At 61.7% G+C, this 16375-nt stretch carries 15 protein-coding genes; 9 read left to right on the top strand and 6 right to left on the bottom strand.

Translation table 11 applies throughout. From position 1 onward, the window contains the following. Positions 1–37: 37 nt before the first annotated feature. Complete coding sequence (locus E5J99_RS12975) at positions 38–541, top strand: GNAT family N-acetyltransferase (protein WP_135498238.1); 504 nt, start codon at positions 38–40, stop codon at positions 539–541. Here the strand turns inward: E5J99_RS12975 and E5J99_RS12970 are convergent. Both E5J99_RS12970 and E5J99_RS12965 read right to left on the bottom strand, forming a co-directional pair. After that, positions 538–1116, bottom strand: a complete 579-nt coding sequence (locus tag E5J99_RS12970; RefSeq protein WP_135498237.1) for a hypothetical protein — start codon at positions 1114–1116, stop codon at positions 538–540. The two genes, E5J99_RS12975 and E5J99_RS12970, sit on opposite strands and share 4 nt — an antisense overlap. Positions 1117–1403: 287 nt before the next feature. Beyond that, a complete protein-coding gene (locus E5J99_RS12965; protein WP_135498236.1) occupies positions 1404–2771 on the bottom strand; it encodes an APC family permease in 1368 nt (455 codons plus the stop codon). 96 nt (positions 2772–2867) lie between these two features. Here E5J99_RS12965 and E5J99_RS12960 point away from each other — a divergent pair, with 96 nt between their 5' ends. The 5 genes from E5J99_RS12960 (at position 2868) to E5J99_RS12940 (ending at position 7411) form a co-directional block, all read left to right on the top strand. Beyond that, positions 2868–3800 (top strand): cation diffusion facilitator family transporter, encoded by a 933-nt coding sequence (locus tag E5J99_RS12960; protein WP_135498235.1) that lies wholly within the window; start codon positions 2868–2870, stop codon positions 3798–3800. A 54-nt stretch (positions 3801–3854) separates the two neighbouring features. Beyond that, on the top strand, positions 3855–4793 hold the full coding sequence (locus E5J99_RS12955; protein WP_135498234.1) for a cation diffusion facilitator family transporter: 939 nt from the start codon (positions 3855–3857) through the stop codon (positions 4791–4793). 73 nt (positions 4794–4866) lie between these two features. Further along, the gene (locus E5J99_RS12950; RefSeq protein ID WP_135498233.1) at positions 4867–6105 is read left to right on the top strand and encodes a glycoside hydrolase family 1 protein; all 1239 of its coding nucleotides are present in this window, start codon (positions 4867–4869) and stop codon (positions 6103–6105) included. A gap of 6 nt (positions 6106–6111) precedes the next feature. Beyond that, positions 6112–6852, top strand: a complete 741-nt coding sequence (locus E5J99_RS12945; protein ID WP_135498232.1) for a phospholipase D-like domain-containing protein — start codon at positions 6112–6114, stop codon at positions 6850–6852. A gap of 49 nt (positions 6853–6901) precedes the next feature. Beyond that, the gene (locus tag E5J99_RS12940) at positions 6902–7411 is read left to right on the top strand and encodes a methylated-DNA--[protein]-cysteine S-methyltransferase (protein ID WP_135498231.1); all 510 of its coding nucleotides are present in this window, start codon (positions 6902–6904) and stop codon (positions 7409–7411) included. Here E5J99_RS12940 and E5J99_RS12935 read toward each other — a convergent pair. Then, a complete protein-coding gene (locus E5J99_RS12935) occupies positions 7400–8335 on the bottom strand; it encodes an alpha/beta hydrolase (protein WP_135498230.1) in 936 nt (311 codons plus the stop codon). The genes E5J99_RS12940 and E5J99_RS12935 overlap by 12 nt on opposite strands. 366 nt (positions 8336–8701) lie before the next feature. On the opposite strand from E5J99_RS12935, the gene E5J99_RS12930 reads away from it, so the two are divergent. Continuing rightward, positions 8702–9418: a tetratricopeptide repeat protein gene (locus tag E5J99_RS12930; RefSeq protein ID WP_135498229.1), complete on the top strand. Its 717-nt coding sequence runs from the start codon at positions 8702–8704 to the stop codon at positions 9416–9418. A 75-nt stretch (positions 9419–9493) separates the two neighbouring features. Further along, complete coding sequence (locus tag E5J99_RS12925) at positions 9494–10228, top strand: hypothetical protein (RefSeq protein ID WP_135498228.1); 735 nt, start codon at positions 9494–9496, stop codon at positions 10226–10228. Positions 10229–10333: 105 nt separating this feature from the next. Here the strand turns inward: E5J99_RS12925 and E5J99_RS12920 are convergent, their stop codons facing one another. Further along, complete coding sequence (locus E5J99_RS12920) at positions 10334–12763, bottom strand: M4 family metallopeptidase (RefSeq protein WP_135498227.1); 2430 nt, start codon at positions 12761–12763, stop codon at positions 10334–10336. 282 nt (positions 12764–13045) lie between these two features. On the opposite strand from E5J99_RS12920, the gene E5J99_RS12915 reads away from it, so the two are divergent. After that, a complete protein-coding gene (locus E5J99_RS12915) occupies positions 13046–13813 on the top strand; it encodes an SDR family oxidoreductase (protein WP_135498226.1) in 768 nt (255 codons plus the stop codon). Positions 13814–14049: 236 nt separating this feature from the next. Here E5J99_RS12915 and E5J99_RS12910 read toward each other — a convergent pair whose 3' ends face one another. Beyond that, positions 14050–14922 (bottom strand): ATP-grasp domain-containing protein, encoded by an 873-nt coding sequence (locus tag E5J99_RS12910; protein WP_135498225.1) that lies wholly within the window; start codon positions 14920–14922, stop codon positions 14050–14052. A 7-nt stretch (positions 14923–14929) separates the two neighbouring features. Next, positions 14930–16246: an amidohydrolase gene (locus E5J99_RS12905; RefSeq protein ID WP_135498224.1), complete on the bottom strand. Its 1317-nt coding sequence runs from the start codon at positions 16244–16246 to the stop codon at positions 14930–14932. Between the last annotated feature and the right edge of the window lie 129 nt (positions 16247–16375).

The raw sequence follows: 16375 nt of genomic DNA, 5'->3' as shown, positions 1-16375 counted from the left end.
TTTTTTGTCCGTCCTTTTTCACTCTTCGCCTTGCCTTATGCTGATTCGCCTCGCTACCACTGCCGATTTACCCGCCATTATGGCCCTCGTTCGGCAGGTGGTGCCGCTGATGCAGGCAGCGGGCAATTTTCAGTGGGAAGGCGACTACCCGAACGAAGCTGTTTTCCAGCAGGATATTGAGCGGCGGCAGCTGTGGGTGGCGGAGCTGGCCGAAGCAGTAGTGGGCGTAGCGGCCCTCACCCAGGACCAAGACCCGGAATACGCGCAGGCCGACTGGGACGCTACGGAAATGGCCGTAGTAACGCACCGCCTGGCAGTGGCCCCGGCCGTACAGGGACGGGGCGTAGCCGCCGCTTTGCTACAACAGGCAGAAACAGTGGCCCAGGAAAAAGGATTGAAGTCGCTACGCGTGGATACCAATTCGGAGAATACGGCTACGCAGCGACTGTTTCCGAAGCTGGGCTACCGGTTTGCGGGTGAAATCACGCTGGCTTTCCGGTCGGGGCTGCGGTTTTTCTGCTACGAGAAACGACTACCCTAGTCGGCAGTCTGGAAGGCGTGCCGGGCCTGAAGCTCGGTCAAAATCTGTTGTTCCCAGACGGCTTGCGGTTGAGAAATCGTGCCATACGCTGTTTCCTCCGTGTAATCCACTTGCCGCTGCTGGGCCTCTTTAACGTGCCGGGCACTTAGCTCGGTCAGGTTGGGCTTGCCGATCAGGATGATTTTGCGGGCATTGGCGCGGGCTTCCTGGCGGAGCCGACGCACGTATATTTCCTGGATATCAAACAGCGTTTGCTGGTAACAGATGCTGCGCGACACTTCGGCAACCTCCGTAGTATCGAGCCAGGAGGCGGGGCGAAACATGCGGTTGTACACGGCATTGTTGCCGCGCTTGCCCAGCAGGTCGTACGCGTTGCCATCCATCCCAAGGACGAAGCTGGCACTGCTGCCGCGCATATTGGTATTGGCCCGCAGCTGCATGCGGAAGTCGGCGGCGGTGAGGCGACGCGTGGCGCTCCAGGGCAAAAAGTCAGTATCGGCCGGGGCGTTTTGGGCCCGGGCCGGCACCGCGAGTAGCAGTAGGCCAAGCAGACAAAAGCACAGAAAACGTAGCATTAGTTATACCCTCAGAAGTGTTTAGAGCGTGGTTGGGAAATGGTAAAACCCCATTTGCGTCCTGCTCATCTAGCGTCCGCGCAGCGGAGTCAAAGCATCTTTACCGCTCCGCCGAAAAGCCGCTAATGGCGCGGTGGAGATGCTTCGGCAAGCGGACGCAAGATAGAGCAGAACCGTCAGGCGACTTCCTAAACAGCTTCCGTGATTGAGAATCGTCCCGCTTCAACAAGCCGACCCCAAATCAAGCAGGCTGAAAACGATGTTCTCATCCGTTTCTGGGTGAGGCTTTAGCTTGCAAACGGCCATTGCCCCCGGCGGCGGCTCCATAGCAAAAACACGATGATACCCGTGCCAATAACGGTGAGGCCGGAAAGCATGAACGTGGGGCCGGTACTCCAGAAAATCAGCAGCCACACGGCCACGGCAATGATAACCGGCAGCGGATACAGCGGCATTCGGAACGGCAGATGAGCCGCGCCATTCCGGCGGCGCAAAAGCACGAGGCCAATAGCCTGCCCCACGAACTGCACCAGAATGCGCATGGCCAGGATGGCGGTGATGACCTCGCCGAGGCGGAACAGCAGGCTGAATACGAAGCCCAAACCGCCCAGAATCAGCAGCGACACGTGGGGAAAATGCTTGGTGGGGTGGGTTTTGGCGAAGAGCGGCAGAAACTCGCCATCGGCCGCCGCCGCGTAGGGAATGCGGGAGTAGCCCAACAGCACCGCGAAAAGGGAGGCAAACGCCACCCACAGCACCAGCGCCGTAGCCGCTTGGGCCGCTACTGGCCCATAGAGCTTCTCGACGAACGTGCTGACGATGAACTCGGAGTGCTGCGCTTCCTGCCACGGTATAACGGTGCCCACGCTCCAGTTGAGCAGCAGATACAGAGCCATGATGCCCAGGATACTCAGGAAAATGCTGCGCGGAATCACGCGTTGCGGATTCTTGATTTCGCCGCCCAGGTGGCACACGTTGTAGTAGCCCAGGTAGCTGTACACCGTCTTGACGGCCGCCTGCCCCATGGCCGCCGACAGCAGCAGGCCCGGCAGCGCCGAGAAGCCGCCGGCTGGCAGCCAGGCCACGGTATGCTCGGCGTGCGTCAGGCCGCCGAAAATCAGCCAGGCCATGAGGCCCAGCACGCCCACCCACAACATCACGCCCAGACGGCCGATGTCTTCGATGCGGCGGTAGAGCAAGGCAATGAGGGCCAGCACCACGAGGCCCGACACCATTTTGGGCTGCCACCATACCGTGAGAGGCACGAGGTAGCCAAAATACTGGGCAAAGCCGATGGCGCCTGAGGCTACCACCAGCGGAGCCTGCACCAGCGTTTGCCACACGTAGAGAAACGACATCAGCCGGCCCCACTTCTTTTCGCCGTAGGCCAGCTTCAGAAACTTGTAGGAGCCGCCGGCCTCGGGGTAGGCTGCGCCCAACTCGCTCCAGATCAGGCCGTCGACAATGGCCAGCCCCGCGCCTACCAGCCAAGCCAGCAGGAAGTACGGCCCCATCATGCCCATCACCAGCGGCAGGGTCACGAAGGGGCCGATGCCGACCATGTCAATCATGTTCAGAGCCGTGGCCTGCACCAGGCCCAGGTTGCGGCGGAGCGGGGCGGCGGTAGGGGTGGCTTCGGTAGAGGTGTTGATCATAGGGCCGTAAAAGTCGGATAAAAGCCGATTGTTCCATGCCCGTTGCCAACTTCCATTTGGCTGCCCCCGTACCACGGGCAACTAACTGTCTTTTCTATGGCCGGAACTTCTTCTTCCAAACTGGTTGTGTACGGGGCCATCGGGGCTAATCTGGCCATTGCCGTTGCCAAGTTTGTGGCCGCTTTTTTCACGGGTAGTTCCGCCATGCTCTCCGAAGGCATCCACTCAATGGTGGATAGCGGCAACGGCGTGCTGATTCTGTGGGGGCTGAAACGCGCCGAGCAGCCGGCCGACGCCACCCACCCCTTTGGCTACGGCAAGGAGCTGTACTTCTGGACGGTCATCGTAGCCGTGCTCATCTTCGCGGTGGGCGGCGGCATGTCGCTTTACAAGGGCTGGCAGCACATTCAGGACCCGACGCCCCTCTCCGACCCCACCTGGAACTACTGGGTGCTGGGCCTGTCGGTGGTGTTCGAGTGTATTGCCTGCTTCCTGGCTTTCCGCGAGTTCAACAAGACGCGCGGCGACGCCGGTTTCTGGCAGGCGCTGCGCGCCAGCCGCGACCCGGCCGTGTACGCCATTCTGCTCGAAGACCTGGCCGCCCTGGTCGGGCTGGTTATTGCCCTGGCCGGGGTGTTTTTCGGGCACCTGCTCGGCAATGTCTACCTCGATGGGGCGGCCTCCATGGCCATTGGCCTGCTGCTGATTGGCATGGCAATGTTCATGCTCAAGGAAACCCGGGGCCTGCTGGTGGGCGAAGGTGTAGACGCCACCACGCTGGCCAGCCTGCAGGCCCTGGCCGCCGCCGAGCCGGCCGTGGCCAGCATTCGGCCGCCGCTTTCCATGTACCTTGGGCCCCAGGATGCTTTTCTGGCCCTGGACGTGCGGTTTCGCCAGGATTTGTCGGCCCAGCAGATGGAGGATGCGGTACTGCACCTGGAGCGGGCCATTCGGGCCAAGCACCCCGAGTTCAAACGCATCTTTGTGGAAGCCGAGTCGTTTGCGCCCGAGCACCGCACTGCTTCCTAGCCGCGCTTTTGTCCGCGCCATCTCGTTTCTTTACGCCTCACCTTCGCTTGTTCCATGTCTGCCGGTTCTTCTAAAATTGCTATCTACGGGGCCATCGGGGCCAATATTGCCATTGCCATTGCCAAATTTGTGGCGGCCTTTTTTACGGGCTCCTCCGCCATGCTGTCCGAAGGCATTCACTCGCTGGTCGATAGCGGCAACGGCGGCCTGATCCTGTACGGGGTGAAGCAGGCCGAAAAGCCAGCCGACGCCCGCCACCCGTTCGGGCGCAGCAAGGAGCTCTACTTCTGGGCCCTTATCGTGGCCGTGCTGGTGTTTTCGGTGGGCGGCGGCATGTCGTTCTACGAGGGCATCGAGCACCTCAAGCACCCTGCGCCCATCACCGACCCCACCTGGAACTACTGGGTGCTGGGCCTCTCGCTCGTGTTCGAAAGCATTTCCTGCTACCTAGCGTTCAAGGAGTTCAACAAGAGCCGCGGCGACTCCGGCTTCTGGGCTACCCTGGGCCGCAGCAAGGACCCGGCGGTGTTTGCCATCCTGATGGAAGACCTGGCCGCGCTATTCGGGCTGGTTATCGCCCTGGCGGGCGTGTACTTCGGCCACCTGTTCAACAACCCCTACCTGGACGGGGCCGCCTCGATTTGCATTGGCGTCCTGCTGGTGACCGTAGCCATCTTCCTGATTTATAAGACAAAAGGATTACTGATAGGTGAGGGCGCGGATGCCGAAACGCTGGCCTCCGTCAACGCTATTTCGCAGGCCGAGCCGGCCGTGGAGCACATCCGGACTCCGCTGACCTCGCACCTGGGGCCGACCGACGTGGTGCTGGCCCTGGATGTACAGTTCAAGCGCGACCTGACGGCCGTGCAGGTGGAGGAAGCCGTGGACCGACTGCAGGACGCCATCCGGGCCAAGCATCCGGAGTTTAAGCGTATTTTCATCGAAGCCAAATCCATTGGCCATAAGCAGCGGCACACCGAATCCGCCCGCTGATTCTGCTCCGTTTGCTCCCGCCCCACCCCCGATGCCCACACGTCGGGGGCTCACTTATGAAAACCCCGTGCGCATGACCGTTTCCAACCCAACTCCGCACTTGCAGCCGGCTAACCCCTTCCGCTCATTTTGGATGGGCGGCTACGAATGCACCGACCAGCTCAATGCCTTTGGTCACCGCGTTGACTTCCTGACTCTGACCGGCCACTTGCAGCGCATCGACGCCGATTATCAGGATATAGGCGCTTTCCAGATCGGTACCGTGCGGGAAGGAATTCGGTGGAGTCAGGTCGAAAAAACGGCGTACCAGTACGATTGGAGCACGGTGCAGATACTGCTCGACGCGGGCCGGCGTCAGGGCATTCAGCAGATCTGGGACTTGTGCCACTTCGGCTACCCCGACGATCTGACGCCGCTACACCCGCAGTTTGCCCGCCGCTTTACCCACTTATGCCGCGCCTTCGTTGACTTTTACCGCGCGCAGCGCCCCGATGAGGTGCTTATCGTGACTCCCATCAACGAAGTAAGCTTTATGAGCTGGCTGGGCGGCGACGTGCGCGGCACGTCGCCCTACTGCGTGGGCCAGGGCTGGGAGGTGAAGCGCGGGCTGATGCGGGCCTACATTGAAGGCGTAGCCGCCCTGCGCGCCGCCGACCCCACCATCCGCATCCTGACCACCGAGCCGCTGATTCACATTGTGCCAGCGCCGAACTCATCCCGCACCCATCGGCAGCGGGTCGCGGAGTTCGACAACAACCAGTTTCAGAGCGTGGATATGCTGGCCGGGCGCCTCTGCCCCGAGCTGGGAGGACGCGAGGAATACCTGGACCTGCTGGGCTTCAACTATTACTACGACAACCAGTGGCAGCTGGAGCCGCGCCAGACCCTGCCCTGGGCCAACAACGACCACGACCCGCGCTTTCGCCCCCTGGGCTTTTTGTTGCAACGAGCCTGGCAGCGCTACCAGCGCCCCGTGGTGCTCACCGAAACCAGCCACCCCGGCATCGACCGGCCCGCCTGGATACGCATGATCGGCCGCGAATGTGCCGCCGCGCTCCGTGCAGGCGTGCCACTATTCGGCGCCTGCCTCTACCCCATTGTTGACCGGCCCGACTGGGACCACCTTACGCCCTGGCACCGCGCCGGCCTCTGGGATGCGGATGTGCAAGCACCCGAACCCGGCCTGACCCGCGTGCTGGACCAAGCATACGCTACGGCCCTGCGGGAAGCGCAAACGATGGTTTCAGAAGCTATGCCCACGTCAGAAATAGCCAAACCGAAGCCGGCGGCTTTATCACTCTTCTTACGCTAACCCACGATGAGCTATTCCGCCACCGACCCGGCCGGGACGTCAGAGCTGCTACGCCACTTCGAGCGGGCCTTCGCCGATTCTACCCTATCGGCGGCGGAAGCGCAGGAACTACGCAAGCGGCTGGCGGCGCATGGCCAGCAGGGAGCTGCCCTGGCCCACCTGCGCCACCAGCTTTTTGCCATGGCACGGGAGCGGTTCAACTCCTTCGAGGACAAAGCAGCCATTGAGTGGCTCGAAGCAGCTAGTACCCTGCTCCTGCCGCTGGCCGCGCCCCAGTCGGCGCAGGCTACCCAGGCGGCCCATACCACGGTGCATTTCAGCCCCGGAAACGAGTGCGTGGATGCCATCCGGAAGCTGATTGGCCAGGCAGCCCGCCAGCTCGACGTCTGCGTGTTCACGATTTCCGACGACCGGATTACGGAAGCGCTGCTGGCCGCCCACCGGCGCGGGGTGGCCGTTCGGCTGCTCACCGACAACGACAAGCTCTACGACAAAGGCTCGGACATCGCGCAGCTGCACGCCAGCGGCCTCCGTATCCGCATCGACCGCACCACCGACCATATGCACCACAAGTTTGCCGTGGCCGACCGCCAGCTGGTGCTGACGGGCAGCTACAACTGGACCCGCTCGGCGGCACTCTACAACCTCGAAAACCTGCTCGTGACCGACGACGCTACCACCGTGCAGCGCTACACCACCGAATTTGACCGGCTGTGGGAGACCATGGCCGTGTTTGAAGGCGTGTAGCGCACGGGCTAAAGCGCACCCAGCGGCTGCCACCAAGTACTGTACTCAAATGACATTTGTGGCCGATTTCGCCTACTCCTACCTGCCTTCTCCCATCGGAATGCTGGAGCTGCGGGGCTCGGCTGCCGGACTGGCTGCCGTCACGTTTCTAGACGAAAGTGTCGCGCCTGCTCCAACCCCGCTGGTGGCCGTGGCCGGCTGCCTGCGCGAGGCGCACCAGCAGCTGCACGCGTATTTCGGGCGCGAGCTGCGGGAATTCTCCCTGCTATATGATGTGCCGGGCGGCACCGAATTTCAGCGGCGGGTGTGGCAGGTGCTGGTGGGCGTCGGCTACGGGCGCACGGCTTCGTATCTGGCGCTGGCGCGGCAGCTGGGCAATGCAGGGGCCGTGCGGGCAGTGGGCGCGGCCAATGGCCAGAACCCATTGGCCATTGTGTGGCCCTGCCACCGCATCATCGGGGCCAATGGCCAGCTCACGGGCTACGCCGGCGGGCTGCCGCGCAAGCGTTGGCTCCTGGCATTCGAGCAGCCAGCGGCCCAGGCCGAGCTATTTGGCTGAGGTGGCGGGCACGGCGGCCGGTGTGGTGGTGGTGGGCAACTGTGTGGTCGGGCCCACGAATTTCAGCAGCGCCTGGTATATCACATTGTCTTTCCAATAGAGCTGCAACACCATGGGCACGTGCTTTTTGCCGGCCAGCACCGAAAACTGCGGCTCATGCCCCAGCCGCCGCAGCTTCTGCCGGAACAGCTCGCTGCTGCTGCTGATGGAGGGATAGGTTTCGCCGCCGACAAACAGCAGGAAGGGCGGCGTGGCAGCCGTGATGTGGTACATGGGCGACATGGCCTTCCAAACGGCTTGGTCCGGACCGAACGGCACGAGGTATTTCTCGTCGCCGTCATACTTCATCTTGCGCAGGTAGTCGTACATGTCCAGGCCGGCGGGGTCGTCGAGGATAGCACCGCGCACGGGATTGGTGGCCAGGCCCCGGCGCGCAAACAGCTCGTTGTCGGCGGCCAGTAGCGCGGCTAGGCCGCCTCCTGCCGAGTGGCCCATCGTGAACAGGCGCTGCGGGTCGCCGCCGTATTCGGCAATGTGCTGATAGGTCCACTGCACGGCGCGGGCGCAGTCGTCGGCCATGGCGGGCACTTGTACGGCTGGAGCCAGCCGGTAATTTATTACCACGGCTACCACGCCTTGCTTGGCCAAACGGCGACCAATAAACGAGTAAAAATCCTTGTTGCCGCTGGTCCAGCTGCCGCCATGAATAAAAACGACCACCGGATAGGCGCTGGCAGCGCGCTGACGCGGAGCGTACACGTCGAGCCGGTGACGCTCCGTATCGAAGCCCGCTTCGGTCGTCGGCACGTAGGCCACGTCGGCAAAGCGGCGGCCAGGCCGTGCCTGGGCATACTCGTTGGCCACAAGCAGCAGCAGCACAAAAACCAACACGGCCGGCAACGCCAGAAAACGAAATAGAGTCATGGGGGAAGAGTTGCGGCGAATGGAAGCGCCCGGTACGGGAACCTGGGGCCGGCTTATATACTAGACTTGTTCCCGAATAAGCAATAATGAAAAAAGAACGTCGTGCTGAGCGCAGCCGAAGCATCTCTACCGCATTAGTAATCAATGCTACAGCAACAAAGCGGTAGAGATGCTTCGACTGCGCTCAGCATGACCGCTGAATTTGCGCTTTTCTGTATTTGGGAACAAGTCTACTTAGTAAACCGGCTGGCCGGATTGGTAGCCCGCCGCTTCGGGGTTTGCCAACGGGCCTGCCCGGCCGAGGTTGCCTACCACGGCGCTATATTTGCGCCACCAGCCTTTCTTTCCCCTTCCTGCCATCTTCATATGAAAAAATATCTGTTGCTTCTGCTCTGTGGCCTTGTTCTCGGAATAGCGCCGGCCCACGCGCAGCGCAAAACCAAAGTCAAGGTAAAGTCGGGAGCCGGCAGCACTGCCAACCGTCTGCAGCCGTTGTTCGGTGGCGTGTCGGTGGAAGCGGCGCAGCAGGCAGTGGGGGCCGCTTTTCTGGCCGACATCGACCGGAATTTCGCATCCCGGGCCGAAGCCAGCAAGTTCTTCTCTACCAAAGGCTACGAGTACATCGGCGAAAACAAGCCCGATACGGCTCTGTACCGCTTCAACCTGGCCTGGCTGCTGGACCAAAAAAATGCCGATGCCTACCGGGGCCTGGCCGTGGTAGTGAGCCGCAACGAAACTCCGGACGAATCCATCGGCCTGCTTACCCAAGGCCTGACCCTGGAACCCAACAACTCGGCGATGCTCGGCGACCTGGGCACGAGCTACCTGATTCGGTACCAGAAAACCGCCAAAAAGAAGGACCTGGAGCAGGCCCAAAGCTACCTGGAGAAAGCCGTAGCGGCCGATACCGCCAATGCTTTTGCCTGGCAGCAGCTGGGCCGGGTGCATTACCTGCGCGAAGACTATACCAAGGCCTGGGAAGCCGTGCACAAAGGCCGCAACCTGAATGTGAGCAGCCTCGATTTCGACCTCCTCAGCGACCTATCGGCCAAGCTCCCCGACCCGCAGGGCATGTTCAAGTAGGCTCACTACCGGGCACTTAGGCAACGACTGCCGGGCAAGCTGCGTATCTCCGCTGCTTACCAACTCCATCCGGCCGTGAACTTTCGCCTGATATCTCTGGGCAGCTTGCTGCTCCTCACTCTTTTCGCGCACGCAGCGCAGGCCCAAGGCCCCGAGCGGCGGCGGCGCCATTTCACCAACTCGGCCCGGCCCTATCACCGGGGTCCTGTATCGTTTACGCTGGGTGGTGGCATAGCCTATTACAACGGCGACCTGGCCGAAAGCTTCGCCGACAACCTGCCGGGGCCCAGCGGCAGCATCGGGGTGCTATATATGGTGCGGCCCCGTGTTATTCTCGGCACTGAGCTTTCTCTTTTCAAGCTGGGAGCTAAAGACCAGCTACCGGAGCGGGGCCTGGCTTTCCAGGGCAAAAACGGCGCGCTGACAGGTTTTGTGCGCTATGAGCTGATTCGGGACGAGTCGGAGTTTGCTGACCCGCGCAATTCGGGCTCGTTTATTACGCCTTATGTGAAAGTAGGCGGCGGCTTTATGCTCTACACTCCCGAGGCCTACCTGGGCACCGAGCGCCCGGTAGGCAGCACTGTTTTTTTGCCGGCCGAGCGCAACGACTATCCCGCCACGGCCCTTATAGCGCCAGTTGGCCTGGGCCTGACCTTCCACCTACTACCTAAGCTGAACGCCACGGCTGAGGGCAGCTACTACTTCACTACTACCGACCACCTCGACGACATCAGCCAGCGCGGAAATTCCAATCGCAACGACGGCTTTGGCTTACTGGAAGTAAAGCTGGAATATTCGCCCTGGCGTTAACCAGCAGCGCCTGCTGCGGCCGAAACTCCGTTGCGCAGGTACTCTAAACCCCAAAGAAAAAGGCCCGTCATCCGACGGGCCTTTTTCTTTGGGGGCCACAATCGGCTAGTGCTTCACGAAGCGCTGGCGGTACGTCGTCTGGCCGTCGCTCACGGTCAGGGTGTACATGCCTTGGGCCAGAGCGGAGATGTCGAGTTGGCCGTTGCCTTCGTGACGGGCAGCGGTGCTCGAGGCACCGCGCGCGTCCAGCACCTGCACCGATACTACGGGCGCATTGTTGGGCAAGACGATGGTCAGGTGGTCGGTGGCGGGGTTTGGGTATACGTCGAACCGAGCGGCGCTCACGCCGCCCGCAATACCAGCCGGGCCGTCGAAGGTGGTGCCACCGGTGATGGTGACGCTGTAGTCCTCGGTTTCGCCGTAGCTGTAGGCGTTGCAGCTGGTAGTACCCGAGGCGTCGCTCATCACCATTCGCAGGCGAGTAGTGCCGTTTTTGGCGGCGGCGGGCACCGTAAAGCTGCTGCTACGAATGGCACTACTGCCAGAGCCCGCCGCGCTGACCACCAGCTCGCCGGCATCCGTAAACAAGCCGTTCTGGTTGTAGTCGATGTACACCTTGAAGTACTCCGTATACGCGCTGCCCACAAAGCCCGCGCTGTAGCTGATGGTCTGCAGTGTGCCGGCCCCGAGGCTGGGCGCGGCCAGGGCCGTGCCGTTGTAGTAGCCCGCGTCGGCCCCCGAAGTGCGGGTCAGCGTGCCCAGCTTCACGTAGTCGATAAACTCGTAGGCCACGGTGTTGCTCTTCGACGCGCAGTACGTGATGCCGGTTGGCGGCGGTGTGCCGCCGCCGTAGGCCGCGCCGACGCCCACGGCGCTCCAGGCGTTGGTCACGGCAATTTCCTGCGCCGAGCCCGCGCCATACAGGTCCTTGGCCGACTGAATGGAGTAGGTGCGGGCCGCCGCGTAGTTGCTCGACGCCGTGAGGTACACACTCTCGGTGCGGTAGGCAATTTTGGCGGCGGCATCGATACCGATGGCGGCCACGGTGAAGGCAGTGCCTTTGTCGTTGGTGCCGCTGCCGCCCACGCTCAAGCGGTAGAACCAATGATTGAGCACGCCCGAGTTGGTGTGCACGCCGCCGTTGTCGCCGGAGCCGGCGTACCAGTAGGTTCCCTGGTAGGTATCGGGCTGGCTTTCGGCGTTGGGGTTGCTCATCGAGCGCAGCGAAGGCCGCACCTTATCGATGTCTTCGCCAATGAGCCAGGTCTGTTTGGCGGGGTCTTTATAATACTCCACGCAGGCGCCCCAGATATCGGAGAAACCTTCGTTCAACGCGCCCGACTCGTACGAATAGGTCAGGTTGGCGGTGCTGGAGCACACGGCATGGCCAATTTCGTGGGCCGCAACATCGAGGGAAGTCAGCGGCTCGAAGCGGGTGGCGCCGTCGCCGTAGGTCATCACCGAGCCGTTCCAGTAGGCGTTTTCGTAGCCCGCGCCGCCGGGCACGTCGTCGAAGTGCACGTAGCTCTTGATCTTGGCCCCGGCGTTGTTGTAGGAGTTGCGGGCGTGCACGTTTTTGAAGTAGTCGTAGGTGCTTTGGGCACCCCAATGGGCATCGAGGGCGGCGTTGTCGAAGTTGGCGTTGTTGTACTCCGTCCAGCTGTTGTCGGCATCGATGAAGTCGACGGCGGCAGTGTAGCTGTTGCTCTTGCGGCAGTTGTAGGTTTCAATGCCCGAGCCGCGGGTCAGCTCGCGCAGGCGGTAGCCGCCGATAGCAGTTTCGGTGGCGCTGCTCTGGGTGCCGGCGTAGCGGGTGGCAAACGTGCCGGTGGCCGCTACGTGCTTGATGATATTATCCTGCAGCACGACCTCGCCCGTGTGGGCATCGACGTAGATGTAGGCCCGGCTGATGGGCAGCTGGGCGTAGATGTCGAACTTCCAGGCCACTGTTGGCTGGCCCATGCGCCCGGTGCCAACGGCCCGCCGGTTCTGCACGATTACCAGCTCGCCGCTAGGCTTGTAGGTGGCAGCCGGGTTGTTTTCCTGTTCGCGCAGGCCGGCTTCCTCAGCCGCATCCTGCCACATGTACTTCCGGGCCCCCACAAACCGCAACGCCGACTGTAGCGCCGTCTGCGCCGTAAGCGAAGCCGTCACGTTCAGGCGTTCGATGCGCTCGAAGCTCCCGCTCATGCTCTGCACCACGCCTTGGCGGGCGTGCAGCACGTAGGAAGCATGCTCCACTCTGATGCCTTTGTAATATTGCTGGTAGCGCTCGTGGGCGAAACCGAGCTGATCTACCTCAGTTTTGGCTTGCAGCATCTGGTCGTTGTTGCTCAACTGCAACTGCTCGGCAAAAGCCTTGCGGGCATCGTTGAGCGTGTAGGCCGGGGCATCGGCCCGGAAGGCAATCAGCTCGGGGGTGCCGTTTTCGGCCAGCACTTTCTGCTGCACCCGGGCCACATCCTGGGCCTGGGCAGCGGTGCCGACGAGGCTGCCCACGAGGAGCAGCGCTACGGTTGAGTAGTTTCTTTTCATAGCTCTGGAAATAAGAAAGAGTGGAAGAAAAAACGCACGCCACGGGCACCACGAAACTGCTACGATTCGTAAAAACAGCGGCGCATTACCTTCAATATCGTCTATATTTACAATAAATAAGGCATTTTATTGAATAATTATCAAATAAATAACAAGCTTCGTACACGAACTAAAAACATCGTCATGCTCCGGCACCACACCCGGCGGCGGCTACCCGTATCAGCACCGCAGTTTATTTTCGCACCTTCCCTTAAAACCAAGCCTTCGGGCCCGCTGTCTGCTATGAATAACCGTTGGAATTTGAGGGGCCAAACGGCTCTTGTTACCGGAGCCTCCAAAGGAATCGGGGCCGCTGTGGCCGAGGAGCTGCTGAGTTTTGGCGCTACCGTGCTAGCCGTAGCGCGCCACGCCCCGGAGCTGGATGCGCAGGTAGCCAAGTGGCAGGCTCAGGGCTTCGACGCCCACGGCCTCACGGCCGACGTAAGCCGCCCCGACGACCGGCAAGCGCTGCTGCACGAAGTCAGCCGCCGGTGGTCCAAGCTGCATATCCTGGTCAACAACGTGGGCACCAACATCCGCAAGTCGACGGATGTGTACAGCGCCGAAGACTACCGCCACGTCATGGAAACCAACCTGGAATCTACGTTCGGCATGTGTCAGGCGTCCTACCCGCTGCTGAAGCTGGCAGGCGGCGGCAGCATCGTCAATATTTCGTCGGTAGCCGGCCTGCTGCACCTGCGTACCGGGGCCGTGTATGGCATGACGAAAGCCGCCATTATTCAGCTGACCCGTAACCTGGCCGTCGAGTGGGCCCCGGATCAGGTGCGGGTCAACTGCATCGCGCCCTGGTACATTCGCACGCCGCTGGTGGCCGGGGTGCTAGGCAACGAGGACTACCTGCGCGAGGTGCTGGCCCGCACCCCGATGCAGCGCATCGGCGAGCCCGAAGAAGTGGGAGCCGCCGTGGCTTTTCTGTGCCTGCCCGCCGCCAGCTACATCACCGGGCAGTGCCTGAGCGTAGATGGCGGCTTCAGCGTGAATGGCTTCTAGCCGCTCGTTTTTTCCGAAAAAGCGTCGCCGCTTTACGTTGTAAAGCCGTTTTAGCTTTCCCGCTACTGAGTAGAGCGTGTTGGGGATGTTGCCTTTCGTGTCATGCTGAGCCCAGCCGAAGCATCTCTACCGCAATGGTAAACTCAATTACTACTGCCGTAGAGATGCTTCGACAAGCTCAGCATGACACGAAAGGCAACATCCCCAACACGCTCTAAGGTGAGCTTTCTACGTTGTCAAAAGCTACGCTGTAAAGCGGCCTCGTAGCGGGCGAAAGCGCCGGGGCTGGAAGCCAGGTACAGAAAAGGCTCGATAAGCTCCAGCTCCATGAGCAGGAACTCGCCGTTGGCATCGACGCCATCGACGCGGGCGTACAGGCAGCCCTGGGCAAACTGCTTGATAATGGCATCGGCAGCCTGGCGCAGATGCGTGGGTGCTTCGCGGGCCTCGATGCCGCCGCCGAGGTAGTGCTGCACCCGGAAGTCGCCCGATTTGGGGGTTTTCAGCACGCAATGGCTGAACTCGCCCCCCAGGTAAATCAACGACCACTCGCCTTCCGTCTGAATTTCGGGCTGGAAAGGCTGCACCAGAAAGTCTTCGTGCTGCACCAGTTGGGCCAGCTCAGGAAGGCGCTCGGCGGTTTGGGCGCGGGTGAGGGCGAAGGTATTTTTGGCCCCGCCACTAATAGCGGGCTTCACTACCAGCTGGTCGCGGCCCAGAATATCGAACAGCTCCTCAATCACTACCGGGCTGCCCTGGGGTAGCCAGTGCGTGGGCACGATGCGCACGCCGGCCTGCTCCATGGCGCGCAGGTATTTCTTGTCGGCATTCCAGCGGATGGTGGCCGCCGGGTTCAGCAGTCGGATGCCGGTAGCGTCCATCCGGTCGAGCCAGGCGTAGAAATCACCGACCCGGTCGAAGTAGTCCCACGGCGACTTGACGACGACCTTGTCGTAGCTGGCCCAATCGACGGCAGAGTTGGTCCAGACGCGGGGCGCGACGGTGTGGCCCTGCGCGCGCAGGTAGCGCGTGAGCAGCGTATCCTCGTCTTCGACGGTAGGAGCGGCATATTGAGCCAGACTCTCGCAGGTAACTAGGGCAATATTCATTGAACGGCTATTTTTTCAGCGTCAGATAATCGGCGGCCAGCGTGGCCAGGGTTTTGACGCCCAGCGTCAGACCACTCTCGTCGATGCGGAAGCCGGGTGTGTGGTGCGGGGCGGTAGTGGCCGGGTCGGTACCCTTGGTCATGCCGCCCACGAACACGAACACGCCGGGCACTTTCTCCTGGAAAAACGCAAAATCTTCGGCCCCGGTCACCGCTTTTTGCAGCACCACTTTGTCGGCACTACCGGCGGCGGTGCGCAACGACGGCAGCATGCGCTCAGTGAGCGGCAGATCGTTGTTGGTCACGGGCGCGTAGTTTTCAATGGTGACCTCGGCCGTGGCGCCGGCGCTGGCGGCAATGTTGGTAGCGGTGCGGCGCACATCGGCCCACAGCTTCTGCTGCATGTCCTTGTTCAGGGTGCGAATGGTACCGGTCAGCTCCACCATTTCCGGAATGATGTTGTTGCGCACCCCGCCGTGAATCATGCCTACGGTAAGCACGGCCGCGTCCTGGGTCAGCTCGGTTTGGCGGCTGATGATGGTTTGGAGCCCCATAATGATCTGGGCGGCCGTCACGACCGGGTCCACGCTCAGCCACGGATACGCGCCGTGCGCCGATTTGCCTTTCACCTTAATGGTAAACACATCGGAAGCCGCCATTTCGCCCCCGGGGCGGTATTTCAGCGTGCCTACTTCCGTCTGGGCATTGATGTGCACCCCAAAAATGGCATCGACCTTGGGATTGTCCAGCACGCCTTCCTTCACCATCAGGCGGGCGCCCCCTTCCTGGCCGGGCAAGGAGCCTTCTTCAGCAGGCTGAAACACGAACTTGATAGTGCCGGGCAAGTCCTTCTTCACCTGGCTCAGCACCTCGGCCGCGCCCATCAGCATGGCCACGTGAGTATCATGGCCGCAGGCGTGCATCACGCCTACTTCCTGTCCGTTGTAGCTGGTGCGGGCTTTGCTGGCGAAGGGCAGCTCGTTTTTCTCCGTTACGGGCAGGGCATCCATATCGGCGCGCAGGGCCACGACCGGACCGGGCTTGCCGCCGCGCAAAATCCCGACGACGCCGGTGCGGGCCACGCCGGTCTGTACTTCCATACCCAGGCTTTTGAGGTGAGCCGCCACGATGCCCGCCGTGCGGGTTTCCAGGTTGCCCAACTCGGGGTGCTCATGAAAATCGCGCCGCCAGGCAATGACCTTGGCTTCTTCCTGCGCGGAAAGCTTGGCAATGCGGGCATCCAGGGCCGCATTCTGGGCCGTGGCAGGTGCGGCGGCCAGCCCGGTCAGCAGGCAGGCGGCAACGGGAAAGTACGGGAGCTTCATCGGAAACGGGGAAAGCAGAAGTTGAGCCGGCAAGGTACACTGCCCGGCTCATTTGCCGAAGCCCGCGGAAAGCATCCGAACCCGGGTATAGCACCTATTTTTGGCTTTTTATTTCTTCCCCAACTCTAT

Origin of the sequence: Hymenobacter elongatus (genome assembly GCF_004745955.1) — a bacterium.
Lineage (GTDB): Bacteria > Bacteroidota > Bacteroidia > Cytophagales > Hymenobacteraceae > Hymenobacter > Hymenobacter elongatus.
Note: the sequence above shows the minus strand (reverse complement) of the source record. Positions and strands in the feature narration are given on the sequence as shown.